The 20,307-nt window shown below is 42.0% G+C and carries 18 protein-coding genes; 16 read left to right on the top strand and 2 right to left on the bottom strand.

Features of this window, described 5'->3' with window-relative positions:
- The first annotated feature begins 11 nt into the window (after positions 1-11).
- The 7 genes from mtnA (at position 12) to DXB39_RS05950 (ending at position 9,149) form a co-directional block, all read left to right on the top strand.
- Positions 12-1,100 (top strand): S-methyl-5-thioribose-1-phosphate isomerase, encoded by a 1,089-nt coding sequence (gene mtnA, locus DXB39_RS05980; RefSeq protein ID WP_117840561.1) that lies wholly within the window; start codon positions 12-14, stop codon positions 1,098-1,100.
- 136 nt (positions 1,101-1,236) lie between these two features.
- The gene (locus DXB39_RS05975) at positions 1,237-2,007 is read left to right on the top strand and encodes an Mrp/NBP35 family ATP-binding protein (RefSeq protein WP_022244172.1); all 771 of its coding nucleotides are present in this window, start codon (positions 1,237-1,239) and stop codon (positions 2,005-2,007) included.
- A 182-nt stretch (positions 2,008-2,189) separates the two neighbouring features.
- On the top strand, positions 2,190-3,578 hold the full coding sequence (locus tag DXB39_RS05970; protein ID WP_117840563.1) for a uracil-xanthine permease family protein: 1,389 nt from the start codon (positions 2,190-2,192) through the stop codon (positions 3,576-3,578).
- Between the two features lie 202 nt (positions 3,579-3,780).
- Positions 3,781-4,332, top strand: a complete 552-nt coding sequence (locus tag DXB39_RS05965) for a phosphatase PAP2 family protein (RefSeq protein ID WP_117840565.1) — start codon at positions 3,781-3,783, stop codon at positions 4,330-4,332.
- 96 nt (positions 4,333-4,428) lie between these two features.
- On the top strand, positions 4,429-5,388 hold the full coding sequence (locus tag DXB39_RS05960; RefSeq protein ID WP_117840567.1) for an AAA family ATPase: 960 nt from the start codon (positions 4,429-4,431) through the stop codon (positions 5,386-5,388).
- A gap of 3 nt (positions 5,389-5,391) precedes the next feature.
- On the top strand, positions 5,392-6,462 hold the full coding sequence (locus tag DXB39_RS05955; protein WP_117840569.1) for a DUF58 domain-containing protein: 1,071 nt from the start codon (positions 5,392-5,394) through the stop codon (positions 6,460-6,462).
- Positions 6,459-9,149, top strand: a complete 2,691-nt coding sequence (locus tag DXB39_RS05950) for a transglutaminase-like domain-containing protein (protein ID WP_117840570.1) — start codon at positions 6,459-6,461, stop codon at positions 9,147-9,149. Before DXB39_RS05955 ends, DXB39_RS05950 begins: the two co-directional genes overlap by 4 nt.
- 68 nt (positions 9,150-9,217) lie before the next feature.
- On the opposite strand, the gene DXB39_RS05945 is transcribed toward DXB39_RS05950, so the two are convergent.
- Complete coding sequence (locus tag DXB39_RS05945; protein ID WP_117840572.1) at positions 9,218-9,739, bottom strand: peptidylprolyl isomerase; 522 nt, start codon at positions 9,737-9,739, stop codon at positions 9,218-9,220.
- Between the two features lie 103 nt (positions 9,740-9,842).
- Between DXB39_RS05945 and DXB39_RS05940 the strand changes: the two genes are divergently transcribed.
- The 8 genes from DXB39_RS05940 to DXB39_RS05905 all read left to right on the top strand — a co-directional run bounded on the left by DXB39_RS05940 (position 9,843) and on the right by DXB39_RS05905 (position 17,805).
- A complete protein-coding gene (locus DXB39_RS05940) occupies positions 9,843-10,778 on the top strand; it encodes a GNAT family N-acetyltransferase (RefSeq protein WP_117840574.1) in 936 nt (311 codons plus the stop codon).
- A 146-nt stretch (positions 10,779-10,924) separates the two neighbouring features.
- Positions 10,925-11,305, top strand: coding sequence for a TIGR04086 family membrane protein (locus DXB39_RS05935; RefSeq protein WP_117840576.1), 381 nt, complete (start codon positions 10,925-10,927; stop codon positions 11,303-11,305).
- 72 nt (positions 11,306-11,377) lie between these two features.
- On the top strand, positions 11,378-11,521 hold the full coding sequence (scfA, locus tag DXB39_RS05930) for a six-cysteine ranthipeptide SCIFF (RefSeq protein ID WP_022244181.1): 144 nt from the start codon (positions 11,378-11,380) through the stop codon (positions 11,519-11,521).
- A gap of 92 nt (positions 11,522-11,613) precedes the next feature.
- Positions 11,614-12,969 (top strand): thioether cross-link-forming SCIFF peptide maturase, encoded by a 1,356-nt coding sequence (gene scfB, locus DXB39_RS05925; protein ID WP_022244182.1) that lies wholly within the window; start codon positions 11,614-11,616, stop codon positions 12,967-12,969.
- Between the two features lie 22 nt (positions 12,970-12,991).
- Positions 12,992-15,142: a protein translocase subunit SecDF gene (locus DXB39_RS05920; RefSeq protein ID WP_022244183.1), complete on the top strand. Its 2,151-nt coding sequence runs from the start codon at positions 12,992-12,994 to the stop codon at positions 15,140-15,142.
- A 631-nt stretch (positions 15,143-15,773) separates the two neighbouring features.
- The gene (locus tag DXB39_RS05915; protein ID WP_117840578.1) at positions 15,774-16,043 is read left to right on the top strand and encodes a DUF1294 domain-containing protein; all 270 of its coding nucleotides are present in this window, start codon (positions 15,774-15,776) and stop codon (positions 16,041-16,043) included.
- A 97-nt stretch (positions 16,044-16,140) separates the two neighbouring features.
- Complete coding sequence (locus DXB39_RS05910; RefSeq protein WP_158551983.1) at positions 16,141-16,710, top strand: PilZ domain-containing protein; 570 nt, start codon at positions 16,141-16,143, stop codon at positions 16,708-16,710.
- Between the two features lie 15 nt (positions 16,711-16,725).
- Positions 16,726-17,805: an HD-GYP domain-containing protein gene (locus DXB39_RS05905; protein ID WP_117840580.1), complete on the top strand. Its 1,080-nt coding sequence runs from the start codon at positions 16,726-16,728 to the stop codon at positions 17,803-17,805.
- Positions 17,806-17,858: 53 nt separating this feature from the next.
- Here the strand turns inward: DXB39_RS05905 and hcp are convergent, their stop codons facing one another.
- Positions 17,859-19,532, bottom strand: coding sequence for a hydroxylamine reductase (gene hcp / locus DXB39_RS05900; protein ID WP_117840582.1), 1,674 nt, complete (start codon positions 19,530-19,532; stop codon positions 17,859-17,861).
- Between the two features lie 336 nt (positions 19,533-19,868).
- Between hcp and DXB39_RS05895 the strand changes: the two genes are divergently transcribed.
- Positions 19,869-20,285 (top strand): MarR family winged helix-turn-helix transcriptional regulator, encoded by a 417-nt coding sequence (locus DXB39_RS05895; protein ID WP_117840584.1) that lies wholly within the window; start codon positions 19,869-19,871, stop codon positions 20,283-20,285.
- Positions 20,286-20,307 lie beyond the last annotated feature (22 nt).

Raw genomic sequence — 20,307 nt, 5'->3', positions numbered from 1 at the left:
GAGATAAGGCTATGGAGAAGGAAAAAAACAGTAAGAATATTATGGATTATGCAACGGTTACACTCTTAGATGCAGAGAATGCCATTGAAATCATCGACCAGACAAAGCTGCCGGGAACGATAGAACTGATCCGGTTAAAGAGTGCACAGGAAATCTGGGATGCCATTTATTTATTAAAAGTCCGTGGCGCACCGGCAATTGGTGTAGCAGCAGGCTTTGGCATTTATCTTCTGGCAAAAGAAATTGAAACAGAGGATTATGAAGTCTTTTATGAAACTTTTCAGAAACAGAAAGAATATCTGAATTCTTCCCGCCCGACCGCAGTCAATCTCTCCTGGGCATTAAACCGGATGGAGAAAGTCTGCATTGCAAATAAAAATAAGCCGGTTGCAGAGATAAAAGAATTGCTTCATAAAGAAGCCCTTGAGATTCAGGAAGAAGATATCCGGGTCTGCAAAAGCATCGGAGAACACGGACTGACACTGGTGAAGCCGGGTGATGGCATTTTGACCCATTGCAATGCCGGACAGCTTGCCACCAGTAAATATGGGACTGCTACAGCACCGATTTATCTGGGGGAAGAAAGAGGTTATCATTTTCATGTATTTGCAGATGAGACAAGACCTCTTTTGCAGGGGGCGAGACTTACTTCTTTTGAACTGCATGCAGCAGGGGTGGATGTGACCCTGATTTGTGATAATATGTCTGGCACCGTTATGAAACAGGGACTGGTACAGGCAGTATTTGTAGGCTGCGACCGGGTGGCAGCCAATGGAGACACCGCAAATAAAATCGGAACCTCCGTTGTGGCAACGGTAGCAAAGCGGTATCATGTACCTTTTTATGTCTGTGCACCGACCTCTACCATTGACTTAAATACAGCAACCGGAGATGATATCTGCATTGAAGAGCGTCCGGCAGAGGAAGTGACGGAGATGTGGTATCAGGAGCGGATGGCACCGGAAGGCGTCAAAGTATACAATCCGGCATTTGATGTGACAGATCACGATTTAATAAGCGGAATTGTAACAGAGTATGGAATCGCAAGAGAGCCATATACGGAGAGCTTAAAAGAAATCCTTTCGAAGAGAAATGCATAAGGTATCAATTTTTGTGCAAACTGATATCTTGAAAAGTATCTATCAGTAAGGTATGATAGTAATAATGAGGTTTTAATAAAAATATGGGCGGTGTCGATTACGTACACCGCCTGTTTAGCGAAAAGAGGGAATAGAAATGGCAATAAAGTTTCAGAAAGAGCCAATGAATGCACATTCATCCATAAAGCATGTAATCGGCGTAGTCAGCGGTAAAGGTGGTGTTGGAAAATCCTTTGTCACAGCATCCATGGCAGCCGCTATGCGTAAGAAAGGTTATGAAGTGGGTATTATGGATGCCGACATTACCGGACCATCCATTCCAAAGATGTATGGAATTCACGGAAAAGCAGTCGGAGATGGAAAAGAGATTCTTCCGGCAGTGGCAGAAGATGGAACCAGGATTATGTCTGTAAATTTATTGGTTGATACAGAAGAAACACCGGTTGTATGGCGTGGACCAGTCGTTGCCGGCGTGGTAAAGCAGTTCTGGAGTGACGTGGTATGGGGTGACATTGATTACCTTTTCGTAGATATGCCACCGGGAACCGGAGATGTTCCACTGACTGTATTCCAGTCTCTTCCGGTAGAAGGAATCATTATCGTAACTTCTCCGCAGGAACTGGTTCAGATGATTGTAAAGAAAGCATATAACATGGCAGGGATGATGAATGTTCCTGTCCTTGGAATCGTTGAAAATTACAGCTATTTAAAATGTCCGGATTGTGGAAAAGAGATTTCCTTATTTGGAGAAAGCCATATTGATGAAATCGCAGCAGACCTTGATTTGTCCGTTCTTGGAAAACTTCCATTGGATCCGGCATATGCAAAAGCTGCCGATGCAGGACAATTTTATACTATGGACAACCCATATATTGCCAAAGCAATTGAGGCGTTGGAACAAATTTAGATAATAACAGGTAATCTGCCATTTCGGTGGGTTACCTGTTTTATGCGGGAAATAAAAAATATGTTTCCCGTAGTTAAAGCGGATGCAGCATAGCAACAGAAAAATGCATGAAAAGCACCGCAGACGTGGAAAATAAAATTCCACGGATATCAAACATTATATTTTAAGGAGGAGCTTTCGTTATGAACGAACGAAAAGACGCAATTCGCGACGCACGGACACTTGGTGTTCCAAAGATGCTGTTGTTAGGACTTCAGCACATGTTCGCAATGTTTGGCGCAACCATTCTTGTGCCGATTCTGGTGAACAGCTATTTTAAGGGAGAAGGCCTTTCCGTACAGGTTACTTTAATCTGTGCTGGTCTTGGAACTTTATTCTTCCACCTTTGTACCAAATTAAAAGTACCTGCATTCTTAGGTTCATCCTTTGCATTCTTAGGAGGATTTTCTACGATTGCACAGTTGGATACCGGAGTCTTTGCAGACATGACCATGGGAGAGAAGCTTCCATATGCCTGTGGTGGTATTGTTGTTGCAGGAGCTTTATATCTGATTCTTGCACTTGTTATCAAAGTCGTAGGAGTAAAGAAAGTAATGCGTTTCCTGCCACCTGTTGTAACAGGACCAATCATCATCTGTATCGGCCTTTCCCTTGCACCATCTGCAGTAAACAATGCATCCACCAACTGGATTCTTGCACTGATTGCACTGGCAGTTATCATTATCTTTAACATCTGGGGAAAAGGAATGTTCCGCATTATCCCGATTCTTTTAGGTGTTGTCATTTCCTATGCAGCAGCACTGATTATGCAGGCAGCAGGACTGACTAATCCGGATGGAAGTGCTATCTTAAACTTTACCGAAGTAGCATCTGCAAGCTGGGTAGGACTTCCTCCATTCCAGTTATGCAAATTTAACCTGACTGCAATCTTGGTTATGGCACCAATCGCACTGGCAACTATGATGGAGCATATCGGAGATATGTCTGCAATTTCTGCAACTGTTGGTGAGAACTTCATCGAAGATCCGGGACTTCACAGAACCTTAATCGGTGACGGACTTGCAACCGCATTTGCAGGTATGGTTGGTGGTCCTGCAAATACTACATATGGTGAGAATACCGGTGTATTGGAATTAAGCCGTGTGCATGACCCTAGAGTGATCCGTATTGCAGCTGTATTTGCAGTTATCTTAAGCTTTATTCCGAAAATGGCTGAAATCATTGGTTCTATGCCATCTGCAATCATCGGTGGTGTCAGCTTCATGCTTTATGGTATGATCTCTGCAATCGGTGTCAGAAACGTAGTAGAAAATCACGTTGATTTTACCAAATCCCGTAACTTAATCATTGCAGCAGTAATCTTAGTCAGCGGACTTGGATTTTCCAATGGACTTACCTTTACCATTGCAGGAACCAGCATTACCTTAACCGGACTTGCAATCGCAGCTTTAGCTGGAATTATCTTAAATGCAATCTTACCTGGTAAAGATTATAATTTCGGAGATGATCCAAAGGCAGATGCCAACCGTGGACTTGACATGAATCCGATTCAGGAAGAAGATATTCAGTAAGTAATAAAAAGCAATTTATGTAGAAAGAAACAGGTCATGTTCAGCTTGTGAGGGCTGGGATGACCTGTTTTGCGTTGCTTGGGAATGGCTGGAGTTTAGTTTTTTAATATTTCATTAAGTTGTTTCGAAATCAAAGGAAACACGGTATACTATAAGCAGCAGTAAAAGTGATGAAAACGTACGGAAAGAAGAGGAACATATCATGTTAGAACAGTTATTACATATAGATGGGCAGATTTTATTATGGATACAGGAGTATCTGCGATTCCCGGCATTGACTTCCGTGATGAAGGATATTACGAATCTTGGAAATGCTGGAATCTTATGGATTCTGATAACCATTGTGCTTTTGTTGGACAAGAAGACGAGAAACGTAGGCTATATGTCGGCACTGGCATTAATTGGTTCGTTAATTGTAGACAATATTATACTTAAAAATCTGGTGGCAAGAACCAGACCCTATGAAGTGGTTGATGGATTGAAACTTTTAATTGAAAAGCAGTCAGATTATTCTTTCCCATCGGGACATACCGGAAGTTCTTTCGCATCAGCAATTGTATTATGGAAAGAGCTTCCTAAAAAATATGGAGTAATGGCATTAATTGCAGCTGTTTTGATTGCATATTCACGGTTATATGTAGGGGTGCATTATCCATCGGATGTGTTGGCAGGAGTGGTGATTGGAACCGTACTGGCGTTAGTTTCGGTATGGCTGGTAAAAAAGATTCAGGGACAGAAGAAACTTGTGAAGTAAGAGAAACATTTCTGAACTAGAGACAAAAAATAGAGAATGATAGGAAATAGAGAAGAGCCAGAAAACAGAAAGCAGATTCAAGGCAGGAGGAGAAGGATGGAATTACAGCAGGCGGTGGAATTATCAAAGCGGGTTCAAAATGAAATCAAAAAAAGCGTAAAAGGAAAAGATGATTGTATCCGGAAGGCATTCTGTGCAATTTTAGCAGGAGGACATATTTTAATTGAAGATGTACCGGGAGTGGGAAAGACAACGCTGGCACTGGCTTTTTCGAGGGCATTGTGCCTTGAAAATCACAGGGTACAGTTTACACCGGATGTACTGCCGGCAGATATTTTGGGATTTTCCATGTATGATAAGGAGCAGTGCGGCTTTTATTATCATCCGGGTGCAGTCATGTGCAATCTGTTTTTGGCAGATGAAATCAACCGGACTTCTCCAAAGACCCAGTCAGCCCTGTTAGAGGTTATGGAAGAGGGAAAAGTGACGGTAGATGGCATCAGTCATCCGGTTCCGAAACCATTTCTTGTAATGGCAACCCAGAATCCGAAGGGAAGTGCCGGGACACAGATGCTGCCGGAATCCCAGTTAGACCGTTTCATGATTTGTATGAGCATGGGATACCCGGATTTGAAAAGTGAGATTGAGATTGCCAAAGGAAAGAGCATCGGACAGAGCTATGAGAGCATAGAAGGTGTGATGACAGGGGCGCAGCTGCAGGCAATGAAAGAAACCGTAGAAAATATTTTTATACATGACAGAATTTATGAATATATGATGGCGCTGATTCATGCCACCAGAAAAAATCCTTATATTGAGCTGGGCGTCAGTCCGCGTGGAATGGTGGCTCTGACGAAAATGGTGCGTGCCAATGCATTTTTAAATGAGAGAGATTATGTGATTCCGGCTGATGTAGAGGATGTTTTTTATGATGTCACAAAGCATAGAATCGTATTAAATACCAAAGCACGGGTCACCGGGGTGTCCGGGGAAGCAGTTCTTGAAAAAATTATGGAAGATACCACAAAACCAACTTCATTTAAGGGAAAAGAGTAGCCTATGGCAACAGGACTGATACTTGTACTTATTGTTGGTGCATTAGGATATCTTGGAATCATTTATACCAGCCCGGCATTGATGCTTTTGGCGATTTGCTGCGGAGTAATGCTGTTTTTAGGCTATGGCTATATTTTATATATGATGCTTCGGGTAAAATGCCGGATTCAGATTCCTATTGTTATGGCAGAGCAGGAAGAAGGCGTTATGATCTGTGCGGTGACGGAAAACCGGAGCAGGCTACCATTGCCGAAGGTGGTATACCGGATGGATTATCAGAACTCCTTTGGCAGGAAAAAGAGAAAGTTATCCATACAGGCGGCAACGGATGCAAAGAGCAGCAGCCGGATGAGCGTGGAGGTAGCAGCAAAAAGCAGTGGAAATTATACATTCCGGCTGGTTCGGGTAAGATTTTATGGTCTGCTTGGAATCGGCTATCTGACCAGGTATGTGCGCTATGAGGAACGGCTTTCCATTATGCCAAAGATAATGCCGGTAATGATAGAGGTGGGATTAGTATCCCGGTATTTTCAGGGGGAATCGGAAGTATATGATGATAAAACCGGGGGAGATGACGTATCTGAGGTATTTCAGATCCGTTCCTTTCAGCCGGGAGATAAAATCCAGAATATTCACTGGAAGTTATCAGCAAAAGAAGATGAGCTGATGGTTCGGGAAAACAGTCTGCCGATGGGCTGTCCGGTGGTGATTCTGCTTGACATCAGCGGAGGGCAGAAAGAGACGGAGAAGCAGAGAAACCACTTTTTTGAAATGGTAATTTCGATTTCTTTTGGACTGGTGGAAAAACAGTGCCCTCATTATATCGCATGGTATGATGAAAAGGAACATGACCTCATCCGGGTAAGGGTAGATACAGAAGAGAAGGTATATTATTTTATTCTGCTTTTGTATGGAGCGGTTCAGAGCCGGGAAAAGATGGATATTGCACTTTTATATCAGGAGAAATACCGGGGTGAGACAGCAGTTACAAAGATAGAAATGAACCTTGCAGGAAAACTTATTGTGGCAGGAACGGAAATAGAAGATTTCGCAAAAGCGGAGATTAGAGTATGAGAAAAAAGAAGAAAACATATGCATCGGTTATGAAAAAGACTGGAAACATACGGTATTCGCAGAAAGGACGGCGGGCAGGAAAAATTGCATTGCCGCCGCAGGTCATGCGTGTGGGAATACAGAGCCTGCTGGCTGTACTTTGGGAGCTTTCCATGTTCTTTATATTTGGAGACATCTTTCTGACTAACCGGTTTGGAAAGCCTGTATTGATATGGGTTTCTGTTTCTGCGGCAGCATTGACGTTTTCTTTTTCCTATTTTAAGAAGGCGGACAAGTGGCTGCTGCCTGTGGGAGAACTGCTGGTGGGACTGGTGCTTAGCCGGAAAGAGTTTTACCCAGGGCTGGCAGGACTGATCCGGCTGGTAGTGCAGAAAATCAATATGTACTATAATGTGCAGATTGTATCCGGATTTGAACGGTATCTTGATTTAAATCCGGTGGTAGAAGTAACAGCATGGCTGTTAGTTATCTTGTCTATTCTGCAGATTTATTTTCTGGTGGTAAGAAAACGGCTGGCTGGAGTGTTGATTCCACCGCTACTTCTTATAATGCTGGATTTTGCGGTGGGCTATGCACCATCAAAGCGGGCATTGATTTGTTTCTCACTGGCTGCAGCAGGAAGCTTTGGTTACCGGGCTGCCGGCCGGGTGGAATTAAAGCAGTTGGAATATCTAAGACAGAAAGCAGTATGCCTTTTTCTGGTGGTGGCGGTAGTTGTTTCTTCGCTGGTATTTAGAGTGGCAGAACCGAAAACCAAAGAAATGGTGGCAAGAAGAAGTGAAATTGAAAAAACTGCGCAGGATATGGTAACAGAAATGGCAATGACAGCTGCTAATCTTTTGGCAGAAATTCCTTTTGGTAAAGATATTTTCTCCTTCCATCAGCCGGGACGGGTCAGCAATATGGCACCGGAATTTGAGGACAAGCCGGTTATGGAAGTGACTGCTTATCAGATACCGGATGATACGGTATATTTAAGAGGTTATGTAGGCGATTATTACAAAAATGGAAGCTGGAAGACTTATGATTCCAGTGATTTTGTATCTGCCATGCAGGAAGCGGACAGCAGTCTTAAGGAACAGACCGCGGGACAACAGGTACAGAATATTCTGGCATATACCCAGAGCTATTATACCTATTACTGGGATACCATTTACCGGGTGCAGTATTTTGATAAGAAAGACCCCTATGCATACCTGCCATACTATACGTTGGCAAGCTATTATCAGGATGAACGGCAGCCCGCCGGGGTTCTTATGGATGGAGACCGTACTGTGCTCCGAAATGGCAATGACGTTCTGGAAGTAGACGGAACCATAAGAAACAGCATGTCACATCTTTATATGAATGCTTTGTTTACAGCAGATTTGGCAGATGGTGCTTATGTGGACCGGAATGAGACACTGAGCGAATCGGAAGTAAATGAAATTATAGAGAATATGAATAGCTGGCGGTATGATTTGGCTGGGTTTAACAGCAAATTACCGGAAGACGAATGGGCATTTATAAAGAAATATAATGAGTATACGGAAAAATATACGTATGTGCCGGAAAATCTCACAAGAATCCGGGAACTGGGAAATCAGTTGGAAGCGGAGTATGAAAGAGATTATTCGGATTTTGTAGATAACCGATTTACTGAGAATGGTACTTATTATGATAATATTTATAACTTTAAGGAAATCTATGCAGTCTATCTGGTGAAACGGGAACTGGCGAAGTGTAACTATAATCTGGATTTGGACAATGTGCCATGGGGACAGGATGTAACAGAACATTTTCTGTTTGATACGAAGGAAGGCTTCTGTCAGCATTTTGCCAGTGCGGGAACACTGCTTCTGCGGCAGATGGGAATTAAGGCACGGTATGTCAGCGGCTATGCTGTAAGTACATCGAAGTTTAAGAAGGACAGTGATGGTAATTACACGGCAGAGGTTCTTGATAATCAGGCACATGCCTGGACGGAAATCTATATAGACAGTGTTGGCTGGGTGCCGGTGGAAATGACACCGGGAAATAAAACCGGCATTGACCGTCTGGAGATTCAGCAGGAAAGTGACAGCATTACCATCCGGATGAATGATGGCAGAACAGCTGACCTAATTACGCTGGAGCGAAGTGATTATCAGGACAGTTCCAAAGATGACAGTCAGTCGGATTTATCCGGCAGCGGAATGCCAAATACGGAAAATCAGAATACAAAAAATCAAAACACAGAAAGTCAGGATACAGAAAACCCGGATACGGAAAATCAGGGCACGGAAAACCGGAATACAGAAAATTCCATGCAGGATGGCAATAAGGCAGGAAAACAGAATAAAAAGGGAAGCCGTTTAAAGGTCATTTTGATTGCTGTGGTAATCATCATTCTGCTTCTTGCAGCAGGTATCTGGTATTACTTAAGAGCGATAGAAGGAAAACGGAAGAAGGGAACACATAGTTACAAGCGTATCATCCGTTGGAATTCGAACCAGATTTATCGCATTTTACGGCGGAAGGGCATTGTAAATGCAAAAGTACAATCCGACCGGACATTCAGGGAACAGCTTTTAAATTATGGGGGCTGGAGCATGGAAGAAAAGGAGCGTTATCTTCAGATTCTTGAAGTGGCAGCGTATAGCCATAAGAAACTTACCAGAGAGGATGTGCAGTTTGTACAGAAGCTTTACCGGAAACTGAAAGAATAAAAAGAGAAGCTTTGCAAAAAAACAACAGCCGCGCCAGTGTATACACTGATACGGCTGTTGCGATGGCATTATACGGTTTCCGGTTCGTCGTAATCAACACCAAAGGTTTCTACGGTAACGGTTTTCATTCGCTGGTCTTCCATTGGACGGTCACTGTAGTCGGTTGCAACTTCTGCAATTTTATTTACCACATCCATGCCTTCAATGATTTTACCGAAAGCAGCGTAAGCACCATCTAAGTGTGGAGCATCCTTATGCATGATAAAGAACTGGGAGCCGGCAGAGTTTGGCATCATGGAACGAGCCATGGAAAGAACGCCTGCAGAATGCTTTAAGTCATTGGCAAAGCCATTCTGTGCAAATTCACCCTTGATACCATATCCTGGACCGCCCATTCCGGTTCCTTCCGGGTCACCACCCTGAATCATAAAACCGTTGATGACACGATGGAAGATAAGTCCATCATAAAATCCCTTGTTGACAAGGCTGATAAAGTTATTTACTGTGTTAGGAGCAACCTGCGGATATAATTCCGCTTTCATAATATCTCCGTTTTCCATTTCAAATGTAATAATAGGATTCTGAGCCATTGTAAGATACCTCATTTCTGTTCATTGAATTCATCCTGCATAACAGAATGTAGTTCTACTATAGCGGAAAAAGGCTTTTTTGTAAAGAAAGAGAGAAGGAAATATGTGTCACTGGAATACTGTAAACTGGAACTGTATCATACGAAAAGAAACATTAGAAGAAAAAATTTCTGAAGAAGAGAAACATGCATTAAGCCGCCTGCAAAAAGAACTGTCAGAGCAGAAAAAAGTGGAACTTCTTTTTACAGATGCTGATTTGGAAAAAGATATCACATTTTTCCTGATCGGACATCATGTAAAGCCGGAGGAATGTATGCTGCTTGCAACAGAACCGGAAGAAGTGGCATGGGCGAAAAAGGATGCAGATGCAGACTCAGACTCAGACTCAGACAAGCTTACCATCATTGGCTATGAAGTACCGGATTTTTCAAAACAGATGCCTTTAAGCAATGTGGATATGCTGCTTCTTGGACTGGAAGAAGTGGACACAGAATTTTTATTTCGGACATTTCAGCGGAAGCATCACCTGCCGTGGCGGATACTAGAGACAAAGCGGTGCTATCTGAGAGAGATTACGTTAGATGACATGGACGATTTATTTGATTTATATAATAAGAAGGGAATCACCGATTATATCGAGCCCCTTTACGAAAGGCAGGAAGAGGAGGAGTACCAGAGAGCATATATTGAAAATATGTATGGCTACTATGGATATGGCATGTGGCTGGTAAGGGAAAAAGATACCCACCGGCTGATTGGAAGAGCCGGAATCGACTATCGCATGCTAGGAGAAGAAGAAATTATTGAGATGGGCTATGTCATTGCACCGGAATACCAGAGGCAGGGTTATGCATATGAGGTCTGTCAGGCAATCATGGCATGGGTAAAAAATAATCTTGAATTTCGAAGAATTGACTGTCTGGTGGAGCCGGGGAATGAAGCATCGTTGGGACTGCTTCATAAACTTGGCTTTCAGGAAACAGAGAAGATAAAACAGGATGGAAAAATATTCCGGCATTTCTGGTATTTTTATCCGTGATTGGAAAGTTAAGCGGCAGGAGACATTTTTATACATAATATAAATCTTTTTTTCATATATAGTACAAAGCGAAAATGTATCCGGAACATGATATAAAAAATAAGTTACGGATACAGACGCAAGGTACGAAGATGGATGGAGGATATATGGGAAAAGAGAAGGTGGCAGGAAAAGGAAATCTTTTTACGACAATGGGCAAAGTGTTGCTGGTCATGTATATTCTGACGGGAATACTGCTTTTTATTCTGGCGGCAGTCTTATATAAAATGGAATTAAGCGAAGCTGCGGTAAATATCAGCATTATCATAAGCTATATTGTAGTGGGATTTGTCGGCGGCTTCATCATTGGAAAGATTAGGAAGAGCCGGAAATATCTGTGGGGAGCCGTGATGGGGCTATTATATTTTGCAGTGCTGCTCATTGTGTCCCTGATATTGAAAAAGGGACTGGATTCCGGAATGCAGCACATCCTTACAACACTGATTTTATGCACTGCTTCGGGAACTGTGGGAGGAATGCTCAGTTAAAAAAAGTGCTTTTCTTATGAAAGACTATGTGTTATACTAACTAGAGGTATTTTTTCGAAAGGAGATAACGAGATGAAACATATTAAGACCCTGAATACAAGAAAGTTACAGAATACAGTAAAGAAGGGCGGATGCGGCGAGTGCCAGACATCTTGTCAGTCAGCATGCAAGACTTCCTGTACTGTAGGAAACCAGACTTGCGAGCATTGCAAATAATTACCCAAAGTTCAGATTGAGAACGAACGAAACGACCGTACGCCTGCGCGGACGGTCGTTATAATGTTGTAAGAAAGTGAGGAAATATTGTAGTGGTTCACCAGTATAAAAACAACGGCTATAATATTGTCCTGGATGTAAACAGCGGCGCCATCCATATTGTGGATGACTTAACCTATGATGTCATTGCATTGTGGGAAGAGACAAGCCGTGAAGAAATCATACAGAGACTGAATAAGACCTATGATGAGGCGGAGATAAAAGAAGCAATTGAAGAGATAGAGGAATTGCAGAAGAACGGAGATTTGTTCACACCGGATGATTATGAAGAATACATCGGTGATGTAACAAAGCGTCCTACTGTAGTAAAAGCACTGTGTCTGCATATTGCCCATGATTGTAACCTTGCCTGCAGATACTGTTTTGCAGAAGAGGGAGAATATCACGGCAGACGTGCGTTAATGTCCTACGAAGTAGGAAAAGCTGCATTGGATTTCCTGATTGCCAATTCCGGCAACCGCCGGAACTTAGAGGTGGACTTCTTCGGTGGAGAACCTACCTTAAACTTCCAGGTGGTAAAAGATTTGGTAGCATATGGAAGAGAGCAGGAAAAAATACATAATAAGAATTTCCGGTTTACACTGACCACAAATGGCGTTCTTTTAAATGATGATATTATGGAGTTCGCTAATAAAGAGATGGACAATGTTGTATTAAGTATTGACGGAAGAAAAGAAGTCAATGATTATATGCGTCCGTTCCGTGGTGGTCAGGGAAGCTATGATGTGATTGTTCCGAAATTCCAGAAATTTGCAGACAGCAGAAATCAGGAACGCTACTACGTGCGTGGAACCTATACCCATCATAATTTAGATTTTTCCAAGGATGTACTGCATCTGGCAGACCTTGGGTTTAAGCAGATTTCCGTAGAGCCGGTTGTGGCACAGGAGACAGATGATTATGCCATCCGTGAGGAAGACCTGCCACAGCTTTTTGCAGAATATGATGCACTGGCAAAAGAGATGGTAAAACGGAAAAAAGAGGGAAAAGCATTCAACTTCTTCCATTTTATGATTGATTTGGAGGGCGGTCCTTGTGTTGCCAAGAGACTTTCCGGATGTGGTTCCGGAACCGAGTATCTGGCAGTAACACCTTGGGGAGACTTGTATCCATGTCACCAGTTTGTTGGAAATGAAGATTTCCTGATGGGAAATGTTTTTGAAGGCTTAAAACGTACCGATATCCGGGATTCCTTTAAGAGCTGTAATGTTTATTCCAAGGAAAAATGCAGAGAGTGTTTTGCAAGATTCTACTGTAGCGGTGGATGTGCAGCGAACTCTTATAATTTCCATGGTGATATTCATAATACCTATGACATTGGTTGTGCATTGCAGAAGAAACGTGTGGAATGCGCAATTATGATAAAAGCCGCAGAGGCGGAAATTTAAGTCAGGAGAAAGGAAGAAGAAAATGAAGAAAAGTAAGGGCGTAGCCATATTACTTGCAGTTCTCTTGGTTTTAGCAGGACTGTCGTATTATGCGTCTATCATCTTATCTTCAACCGGAAAAGGTGAAGATAAGAACATTAAGCTTGGATTGGATCTGGCAGGTGGTGTCAGCATCACATATCAGGTGGAATCCGAGAATCCGACTTCCGAGCAGATGAAGGATACTATTTACAAGCTTCAGAAGCGTGTGGAAGGCTACAGTACAGAAGCATCTGTATATCAGGAAGGTGATGACCGTATCACCGTTGAAATTCCAGGAGTAAAGGATGCCAACAAGATTCTGGACGAACTTGGAAAACCGGGTTCCTTAGAGTTCCGGGATCCGGACGGAAATGTTTACATGACCGGTAATGATGTAAAGGATGCACAGGCTGCAACACAGCAGGATAACCTTGGCAACAAGCAGTATGTGGTCCAGCTTACACTTACCGATGAAGGCGCACAGAAATTTGCAGATGCAACCACTGCCAATGTTGGAAAGGTCTGCCCAATTGTATATGATGATGAGGCAATCAGTACTCCTCGTGTAAAAGAAGCAATTACCGGCGGAAGCGCAGTAATCGATGGAATGAGTTCCTATGAAGAAGCAGAGACTTTAGCTTCTAACATCCGTATCGGTTCTCTTTCCTTAGAGTTATCTGAGTTACAGTCCCAGATAGTAGCAGCACAGCTTGGTACAGAAGCAATTTCAACGGCATTAAAGGCAGCAGCAATCGGTCTTGCCCTGATTGCGGTATTCATGATTGCTTACTACTGGATTTCCGGTGTGGCAGCAACCATAGCACTTGGAATTTATACTACAATGGTAGTTGCAGTTATTTATCTTTTTGAAATTACACTTACCCTTCCGGGTATCGCAGGTATCATCCTTTCCATTGGTATGGCGGTAGATGCAAATGTTATTATCTTCGCCCGTATCAGGGAAGAAATTGCATCCGGCAAGACTGTTTCGACAGCGATTAAGACCGGATTCCAGAAAGCGTTATCTGCAATTTTAGACGGAAATATCACCACGCTGATTGCTGCAGCAGTGCTGGCATTTAAGGGAAGCGGTTTCGTAAAAGGATTTGCTTATACACTGGCAATCGGTATCGTATTATCTATGTTTACTGCATTAGTTGTAACAAGACTGGTATTACATGGACTGTATGTAATTGGTTTCCGTGATGCAAAATTCTATGGAAGACAGAAAGACCGCCGTCCAATGCATTTTATTGCAAAACGCCACGTATTCTTTATTATTTCAGCAGTAATTATCATTGCCGGATTTGTGGGAATGGGCGTAAACAAAGCCAATGGCAAGGGCGCATTGAACTTAAGCCTTGAATTTGTCGGTGGTACATCTACAACCGTAGATATGGGTAAAGATTATACTCTTGCAGAATTAGATTCTGAAGTAATTCCTCTGATTGAGGATGTGACTGGAGATTCCAGTGTACAGGCTCAGAAGGTAGAAGGAAGTACACAGGTTGTATTTAAGACCAGAAGCCTTGATTTGGACGAAAGAGAGCAGTTAAATACTACATTAGAAGAAAATCTTGGTGTAGATACTTCAACTGTTTCCTCTACTAATATCAGTTCCACTATCAGTGGTGAAATGACAAAAGATGCAGTCTGGGCAGTAGTAATTGCAACAATCTGTATGCTGGTTTATATCTGGTTCCGGTTTAAAGATATTCGTTTTGCAACCTCTGCTATTTTAGCACTGATTCATGATGTACTGGTTATTTTAACCTGTTACTCTCTGCTGCGTCTGTCTGTAGGAAGCACATTTATTGCAGTAATGCTGACAATCATCGGATATTCCATCAATGATACCATCGTTATCTTTGACCGAATCCGTGAGAATATGCATCTGGTAAGAAATGTGGATAAGGAAAGTTTAACTGAAATAGCTGACCGCTCCATTTCCCAGACAATTTCACGAAGCTTAAATACTTCAATTACAACCTTTGTAATGGTATTCCTGCTTTATATCCTTGGAGTTGCATCCATTAAAGATTTCTCACTTCCTCTTATGGTAGGTATTGTGAGTGGAACTTATTCTTCTATTTGTATTGCAACAGAGCTGTGGTTTGTATTCAAAACACGCTTTGCAAAGAAGAATGCATAAGTAACAGAAATGATTTCCCCTCTTCTGATTTGGAAGAGGGGATTTTTACATTTATGTGCAGTTTAAAGATTAGTATCTGGTGATTGTGGTAGGGAGAAGAGAATTTTGGAATAAAATGTTTTGTGGAATTCGATGTATATTTGATTTTTTGGGATGTGAAATACCAACTGTTCTAAGTGGTCCATTTTTCTTGATTATAAACTGTCTTTTCACTTGCTTTGACAGAATAGTAGTACCGTCCGTCAAGAGCGGATGCCACATAAAGCCTGCAAGGGGCACTGGAAATTTCGGCATAATTCTATTTTTATCTGGCAACCGGCACAAATTCACATCCATGTTCAGTTGTGCCTCGCTGGTACATCCATGTACCAGCGTTGCCTGTTGCCAGATGAAATTCCCAGTGCCCCTAACAGCCCTTATCAGGCATCCGTACTTTGACGAACGGTATCACTATTCTGTTAAACATGGAAAAGCCTGTTTTTATCAGAAAAAGAAAAATGGACTACTTAGAACAGTGGCATTTCATCATCTGAAAATCAAATATGCATCGAATATCACAAAATTTATTTTATCTTGAAAATCTTCTTCCTACTCAATCACCGAAAATTAATATTTGAAAAAGGAGAAAAGAATGACTACAATTCAGAAAATAGCAATTGCATATGCAATAATTGCAAATATTGTCGGGCTATCCGTCATGGGAATAGATAAGCGCAGAGCCATCTGTCATAAATGGCGTATTCCAGAAAAAACGTTATTTCTGGTAAGCATACTGGGAGGAAGCATTGGGACATGGGCAGGTATGTATCTGTTCCGTCATAAGACAAAACATTGGTACTTTGTAATAGGAATGCCATTTATACTGATTGTGCAACTGGTTTTATACTATTATTTTTGGTAAAAATATTTTCAAACCGGGATAGGCGTGATAAAATATATCAAACAGAAATGAGATATGGATAATAGGTGAACAACAGTATCAGGGAGAAATGCAAATTATGGCAGGAATGATGGAGTTAAATGGCTGCCGGATTATTGTAAAGGAAATTGCCGGCGGGAAGAGGGTATTAGATACAAGAATTAAATCTTATGATCCGATCCGTAAAGTAGTAAAGGTTAGTGCAGGAAGCCTGGACAACCGGATGGAGCATGCAGTGACGGTTATCATATTTGGACCGAATGGGAGCCTGGTAGAAGCTACCGGTAATCTTCGGAAGGTTATAATTGCCAATGAAGTAGAAATCGAGCTGGGCAGGAGTAAGAATGGTGAGAAGCGGAAGCATGCCCGTTATCCCTTAAAAGAAAAGGGATATATAGAATCTGTTATTGTGGATGGAACATTAATTGAATTGCAGAAGCCAATTGAAATGGAAACCTGTAATATCAGTGGAAATGGAATTCTGATTCAGACAATGGCAGGAAGCGGGACAGTTGGAACGGAACTGCGGATTTGCGTGAAACTTGGAGATACAATGTTACAGAAGACATATCGGATTGTCCGGATACAGAATGCAAATCTTAAGACAGAAGAGTATGGCTGCATGATGATTCGTGACAGGAATATATAAGGGCGGAGTGACAGAATGAGACTTAGAAAAATTCCAATTGATTTTTTATGGGAAGGCCTGGAACTTTCCGGAGATATTTATAATGACAGAGGTTCGGTGCTACTTTTGAAACGGGGCGAAGTCCTGACACAGGACCGGTTAGATAAACTTTCCAAGTTTGAACGTGGTGGATATATTACAACCAGCGAGGAAACTTATCAGGAAATTCTCAACAGTGGAAAAGCACCAAGAGCTGCATTGCAGAGAGTATACGAAGAAGCAGTCGGCTATACAGCATTAAAAAACGATGTAGACAGTATTTTTTCTGTAACCAGAAATGCTTCCGAAATTAATATGGAAGCAACGGAGACTGTTACAAAGGATATTTTTACTAAGATTAAGGTATTGGATTTTCCTAAAATATTTCAGTGTATTGATGCACCGAGAGAGATGGATGAGAATTTGCAGCGCCATTCCCTGAACGTAGCATTTACCAATGGTGTTATCGGGCAGTGGCTGAAGCTTCCGGAACCGGTGATTAAAAAGCTGGTATGCGCCGGATTAGTGCACGATATCGGAAAGACGAAGATACCGGAAGAAATCTTAAATGCACCGAGAAGACTTACGGAAGAAGAATTTGAAATCATAAAAGCTCATCCCGTTTATTCATATGAGCTGCTTTGGGATAATGTAGATGAAGATATCCGGTTAGCGGCAAGACATCATCATGAGCGGCTGGATGGCAAGGGTTATCCGGATCAGATTGCAGGAGATGAGATTTCTCTGCTGGCAAGGATTACTGCCATTTCCGATGTGTATGATGCCATGATTTCCCAGAGAAGTTATAAGGAATCCCTGATTCCTTTTGATGTGTTGGAGAAATTTAAAAAGGGCGAATTTCCGGGACTGGATGAACGCCTGGTAGACTTATTTGTGAAAAATATGGTGGAAAATTACCGGGATGTAAAGGTACAGATGTCCGATGGAAGAATCGGTGTGGTACGTTACATTCCACCAAATGACCTGAATCATCCGATTATCAACTGTAATCATGATGTCAGTCAGACAGATGATAAATGGTATTGCGTCTGCATTGCAAATCAGACAGGAAAATAGATTTTGCATAAATAAAAACCTCTTTACCAGAAAACTGGTAAGGAGGTTTTTGTTTACAGGCTCTGTTTCAGACAGGTTTTGATATCATCGGAAGCATTGCTGATTGGTTTCAGGTGGAAGGTATCGGTAAGATACTGCAGCACATTTGGACTGATGAAGGCAGGAAGCGTTGGACCTAAATAAATATCATGAATGCCAAGGCTTAAAAGGGCAAGCAGGTCAGCAACCGCTTTCTGTTCATACCAGGATATAATCAGTGACAGTGGAAGTCCGTTTACGTCCGTTTCAAAAGCATCTGCAAGTGCAGTAGCAATGCGGATGGCAGAGTAGACATCATTACACTGTCCCACATCCAAAAGACGTGGAAGCCCTGCTACTTCACCAAAATCTAGTTTATTAAAACGGTATTTTCCGCAGGCAAGCGTCAGAATCATACAGTCGGATGGAACCATCTGGGCAAAGTCAGTGTAGTAATTTCGACCCGGACGGGCACCGTCACAGCCGCCGATAAGGAAGAAATGGCGGATTTGTCCGCTTTTAACAGCTTCCACAAGCTGTGGGGCATAGCTTAAGGCAGCGTGGTGTCCGAAACCTACCAGAATCTCTTTTGCCGGCTGGTCTTCCTGAAAACCGCCAAGTTCAATTGCCTGTTTTATGATTTCACTGAAATCTTTGTCTCCATTTTCTTTCCGACCGACATGTTTCACACCATCCCAGCCCACTACATTCGTGCTGTAAATCCTGTCTTTGTAGGAATCTCTCGGGCGCATCAGGCAGTTGGTGGTCATCAGGATACAGCCGGGAATGTTGTCAAACTGTTTCTGCTGATCCTGCCAGGCTCCACCGAAGTTACCTACAAGATGAGAATATTTTTTCAGTCCATCATAACCGTGGCAGGGCAGCATTTCACCATGGGTATAGATGTTGATGCCGGTGCCTTCCGTCTGCTTCAACAGCATTTCCAAATCCTTTAAGTCGTGGCCGGAGACAATGATAAATGGCCCTTTTTTAATAGTAACATTTACCTTATGCGGGGAAGGATTGCCATAAATAGTGGTATTGGCATCGTCCAGTTTTTTCATGACTTCAATAGCCATTTCACCGGTACGCATGGTCAGACGGATCAGATCTTCGACAGTCAGCCGGTCATCGGTAATGGCTTCTAATGCCAGTATATAAAAGTCATCCACTTCATCACTGAAGTAACCTAATTCTCTTGCCTGATGACCATAGGCACTGATACCTTTTAAACCGTAGAGAATAGTCTGACGGAGGGAGCGGATGTCTGGGTCTAAGGATTTGTCATACATAATGCCCGCCATAGGAGCATCCTTTAACATATCCGTTTTTGAATCCGGCAGATGATAGGTGGCATGGAGTGTGGAATTCGAAATTTCACCTACCAAATTGTGAAGCTCTTCTTTGATTTGCTGTGATTGCCGGAGCAGTGCCACATGTACATCTGCATCAAAATTTACATTGGTAAGTGTCGTAAAAAGTACATTTTCAATAAAGCTTACAATCGATTTGTCCATATGTTGTCCCTGCTCCACCAGCACTTTTCCGTAGCAGCTGATTCCCTTTATCTGAAAAATAAGTAAATCCTGCAGGTTGGCAATTTCCGGTGTCTTTCCGCATACGCCAAGCTTTGTACAGCCTTTGCCACCGGCTGTCTGTTCACACTGATAGCAGAACATTTCATAATTTAAATCCATGTTATTTCCCATACGATAATCTCCTTTTATAGAAAATTTTTTGGACGATTGCGAAAAGATATATTTTTCTTTCAAAATTTTTACTATAGAAGGGCATTTCAGCACAAATTACTTCCAATGCCCTTCTATATTTAAAATTTTTGAAATAAATTCTTACGTTCTTTTTCATAATCGCCTAAGAAAAGTTTATATATCGGCATTAGCATGAGCCGGGAAAAGGAATATTATGCATGAAGAAATAGAGTAGATAAAATAGAAAGTTGACAATGGAATAAAATCTGGCTAAAATACTTAGGAACCGAACTAATTAGAAATAGTAATAAGTTTAAAGAAAGGAACAGATTTGCCATGGAAACAGGAAAGGTAATTAATAAAATATCCAACCGGCTCCGCAGACGTTCTAAGAAAATACAGGAATCTATCGGAATCAGCGGAGCAAAGGGTAACATTTTAAATTATATTCTGGTGGAATCAGAAAACCATCCGGTATACCAGAAAGAGATTGAGGAAGAATTTGGCTTGCGTCCGTCTACTGCAACAGAGACTTTAAAGAATCTTGAGCAGGCAGAACTAATCTGCCGGGTGCCGGAATCAGAGGATGGAAGATATAAGAAGATTGTTTTTACAGAACAGGCGCGGAAGATTGAACATATTCTGCGAAAGGAAATTACGGAATCGGAAGAACTTTTATTACAGGGAATTAAGGAAGAAGAAAGAAAAGAATTTTTAAGAATTGCCGAGAAGATGCTTCGGAATCTGGAATGAGAAATTTAAAGTTACAAGAGGC

The sequence above is a fragment of the Roseburia sp. OM03-7AC genome (genome assembly GCF_003462625.1).
Classification (GTDB): Bacteria; Bacillota; Clostridia; order Lachnospirales; family Lachnospiraceae; genus Roseburia_C; species Roseburia_C amylophila.
Note: the sequence above shows the minus strand (reverse complement) of the source record. Positions and strands in the feature narration are given on the sequence as shown.

Excerpts from the sequence above, each read along its gene's own strand:
- mtnA (WP_117840561.1), top strand. The coding sequence starts at position 12 with ATGGAGAAGGAAAAAAACAGTAAGAATATTATGGATTATGCAACGGTT.
- DXB39_RS05975 (WP_022244172.1), top strand. The coding sequence starts at position 1,237 with ATGGCAATAAAGTTTCAGAAAGAGCCAATGAATGCACATTCATCCATA.
- DXB39_RS05970 (WP_117840563.1), top strand. The coding sequence starts at position 2,190 with ATGAACGAACGAAAAGACGCAATTCGCGACGCACGGACACTTGGTGTT.
- DXB39_RS05965 (WP_117840565.1), top strand. The coding sequence starts at position 3,781 with ATGTTAGAACAGTTATTACATATAGATGGGCAGATTTTATTATGGATA.
- DXB39_RS05960 (WP_117840567.1), top strand. The coding sequence starts at position 4,429 with ATGGAATTACAGCAGGCGGTGGAATTATCAAAGCGGGTTCAAAATGAA.
- DXB39_RS05955 (WP_117840569.1), top strand. The coding sequence starts at position 5,392 with ATGGCAACAGGACTGATACTTGTACTTATTGTTGGTGCATTAGGATAT.
- DXB39_RS05950 (WP_117840570.1), top strand. The coding sequence starts at position 6,459 with ATGAGAAAAAAGAAGAAAACATATGCATCGGTTATGAAAAAGACTGGA.
- DXB39_RS05945 (WP_117840572.1), bottom strand. The coding sequence starts at position 9,739 with ATGGCTCAGAATCCTATTATTACATTTGAAATGGAAAACGGAGATATT.
- DXB39_RS05940 (WP_117840574.1), top strand. The coding sequence starts at position 9,843 with ATGTGTCACTGGAATACTGTAAACTGGAACTGTATCATACGAAAAGAA.
- DXB39_RS05935 (WP_117840576.1), top strand. The coding sequence starts at position 10,925 with ATGGGAAAAGAGAAGGTGGCAGGAAAAGGAAATCTTTTTACGACAATG.
- scfA (WP_022244181.1), top strand. The coding sequence starts at position 11,378 with ATGAAACATATTAAGACCCTGAATACAAGAAAGTTACAGAATACAGTA.
- DXB39_RS05920 (WP_022244183.1), top strand. The coding sequence starts at position 12,992 with ATGAAGAAAAGTAAGGGCGTAGCCATATTACTTGCAGTTCTCTTGGTT.
- DXB39_RS05915 (WP_117840578.1), top strand. The coding sequence starts at position 15,774 with ATGACTACAATTCAGAAAATAGCAATTGCATATGCAATAATTGCAAAT.
- DXB39_RS05910 (WP_158551983.1), top strand. The coding sequence starts at position 16,141 with ATGGCAGGAATGATGGAGTTAAATGGCTGCCGGATTATTGTAAAGGAA.
- DXB39_RS05905 (WP_117840580.1), top strand. The coding sequence starts at position 16,726 with ATGAGACTTAGAAAAATTCCAATTGATTTTTTATGGGAAGGCCTGGAA.
- hcp (WP_117840582.1), bottom strand. The coding sequence starts at position 19,532 with ATGGGAAATAACATGGATTTAAATTATGAAATGTTCTGCTATCAGTGT.
- DXB39_RS05895 (WP_117840584.1), top strand. The coding sequence starts at position 19,869 with ATGGAAACAGGAAAGGTAATTAATAAAATATCCAACCGGCTCCGCAGA.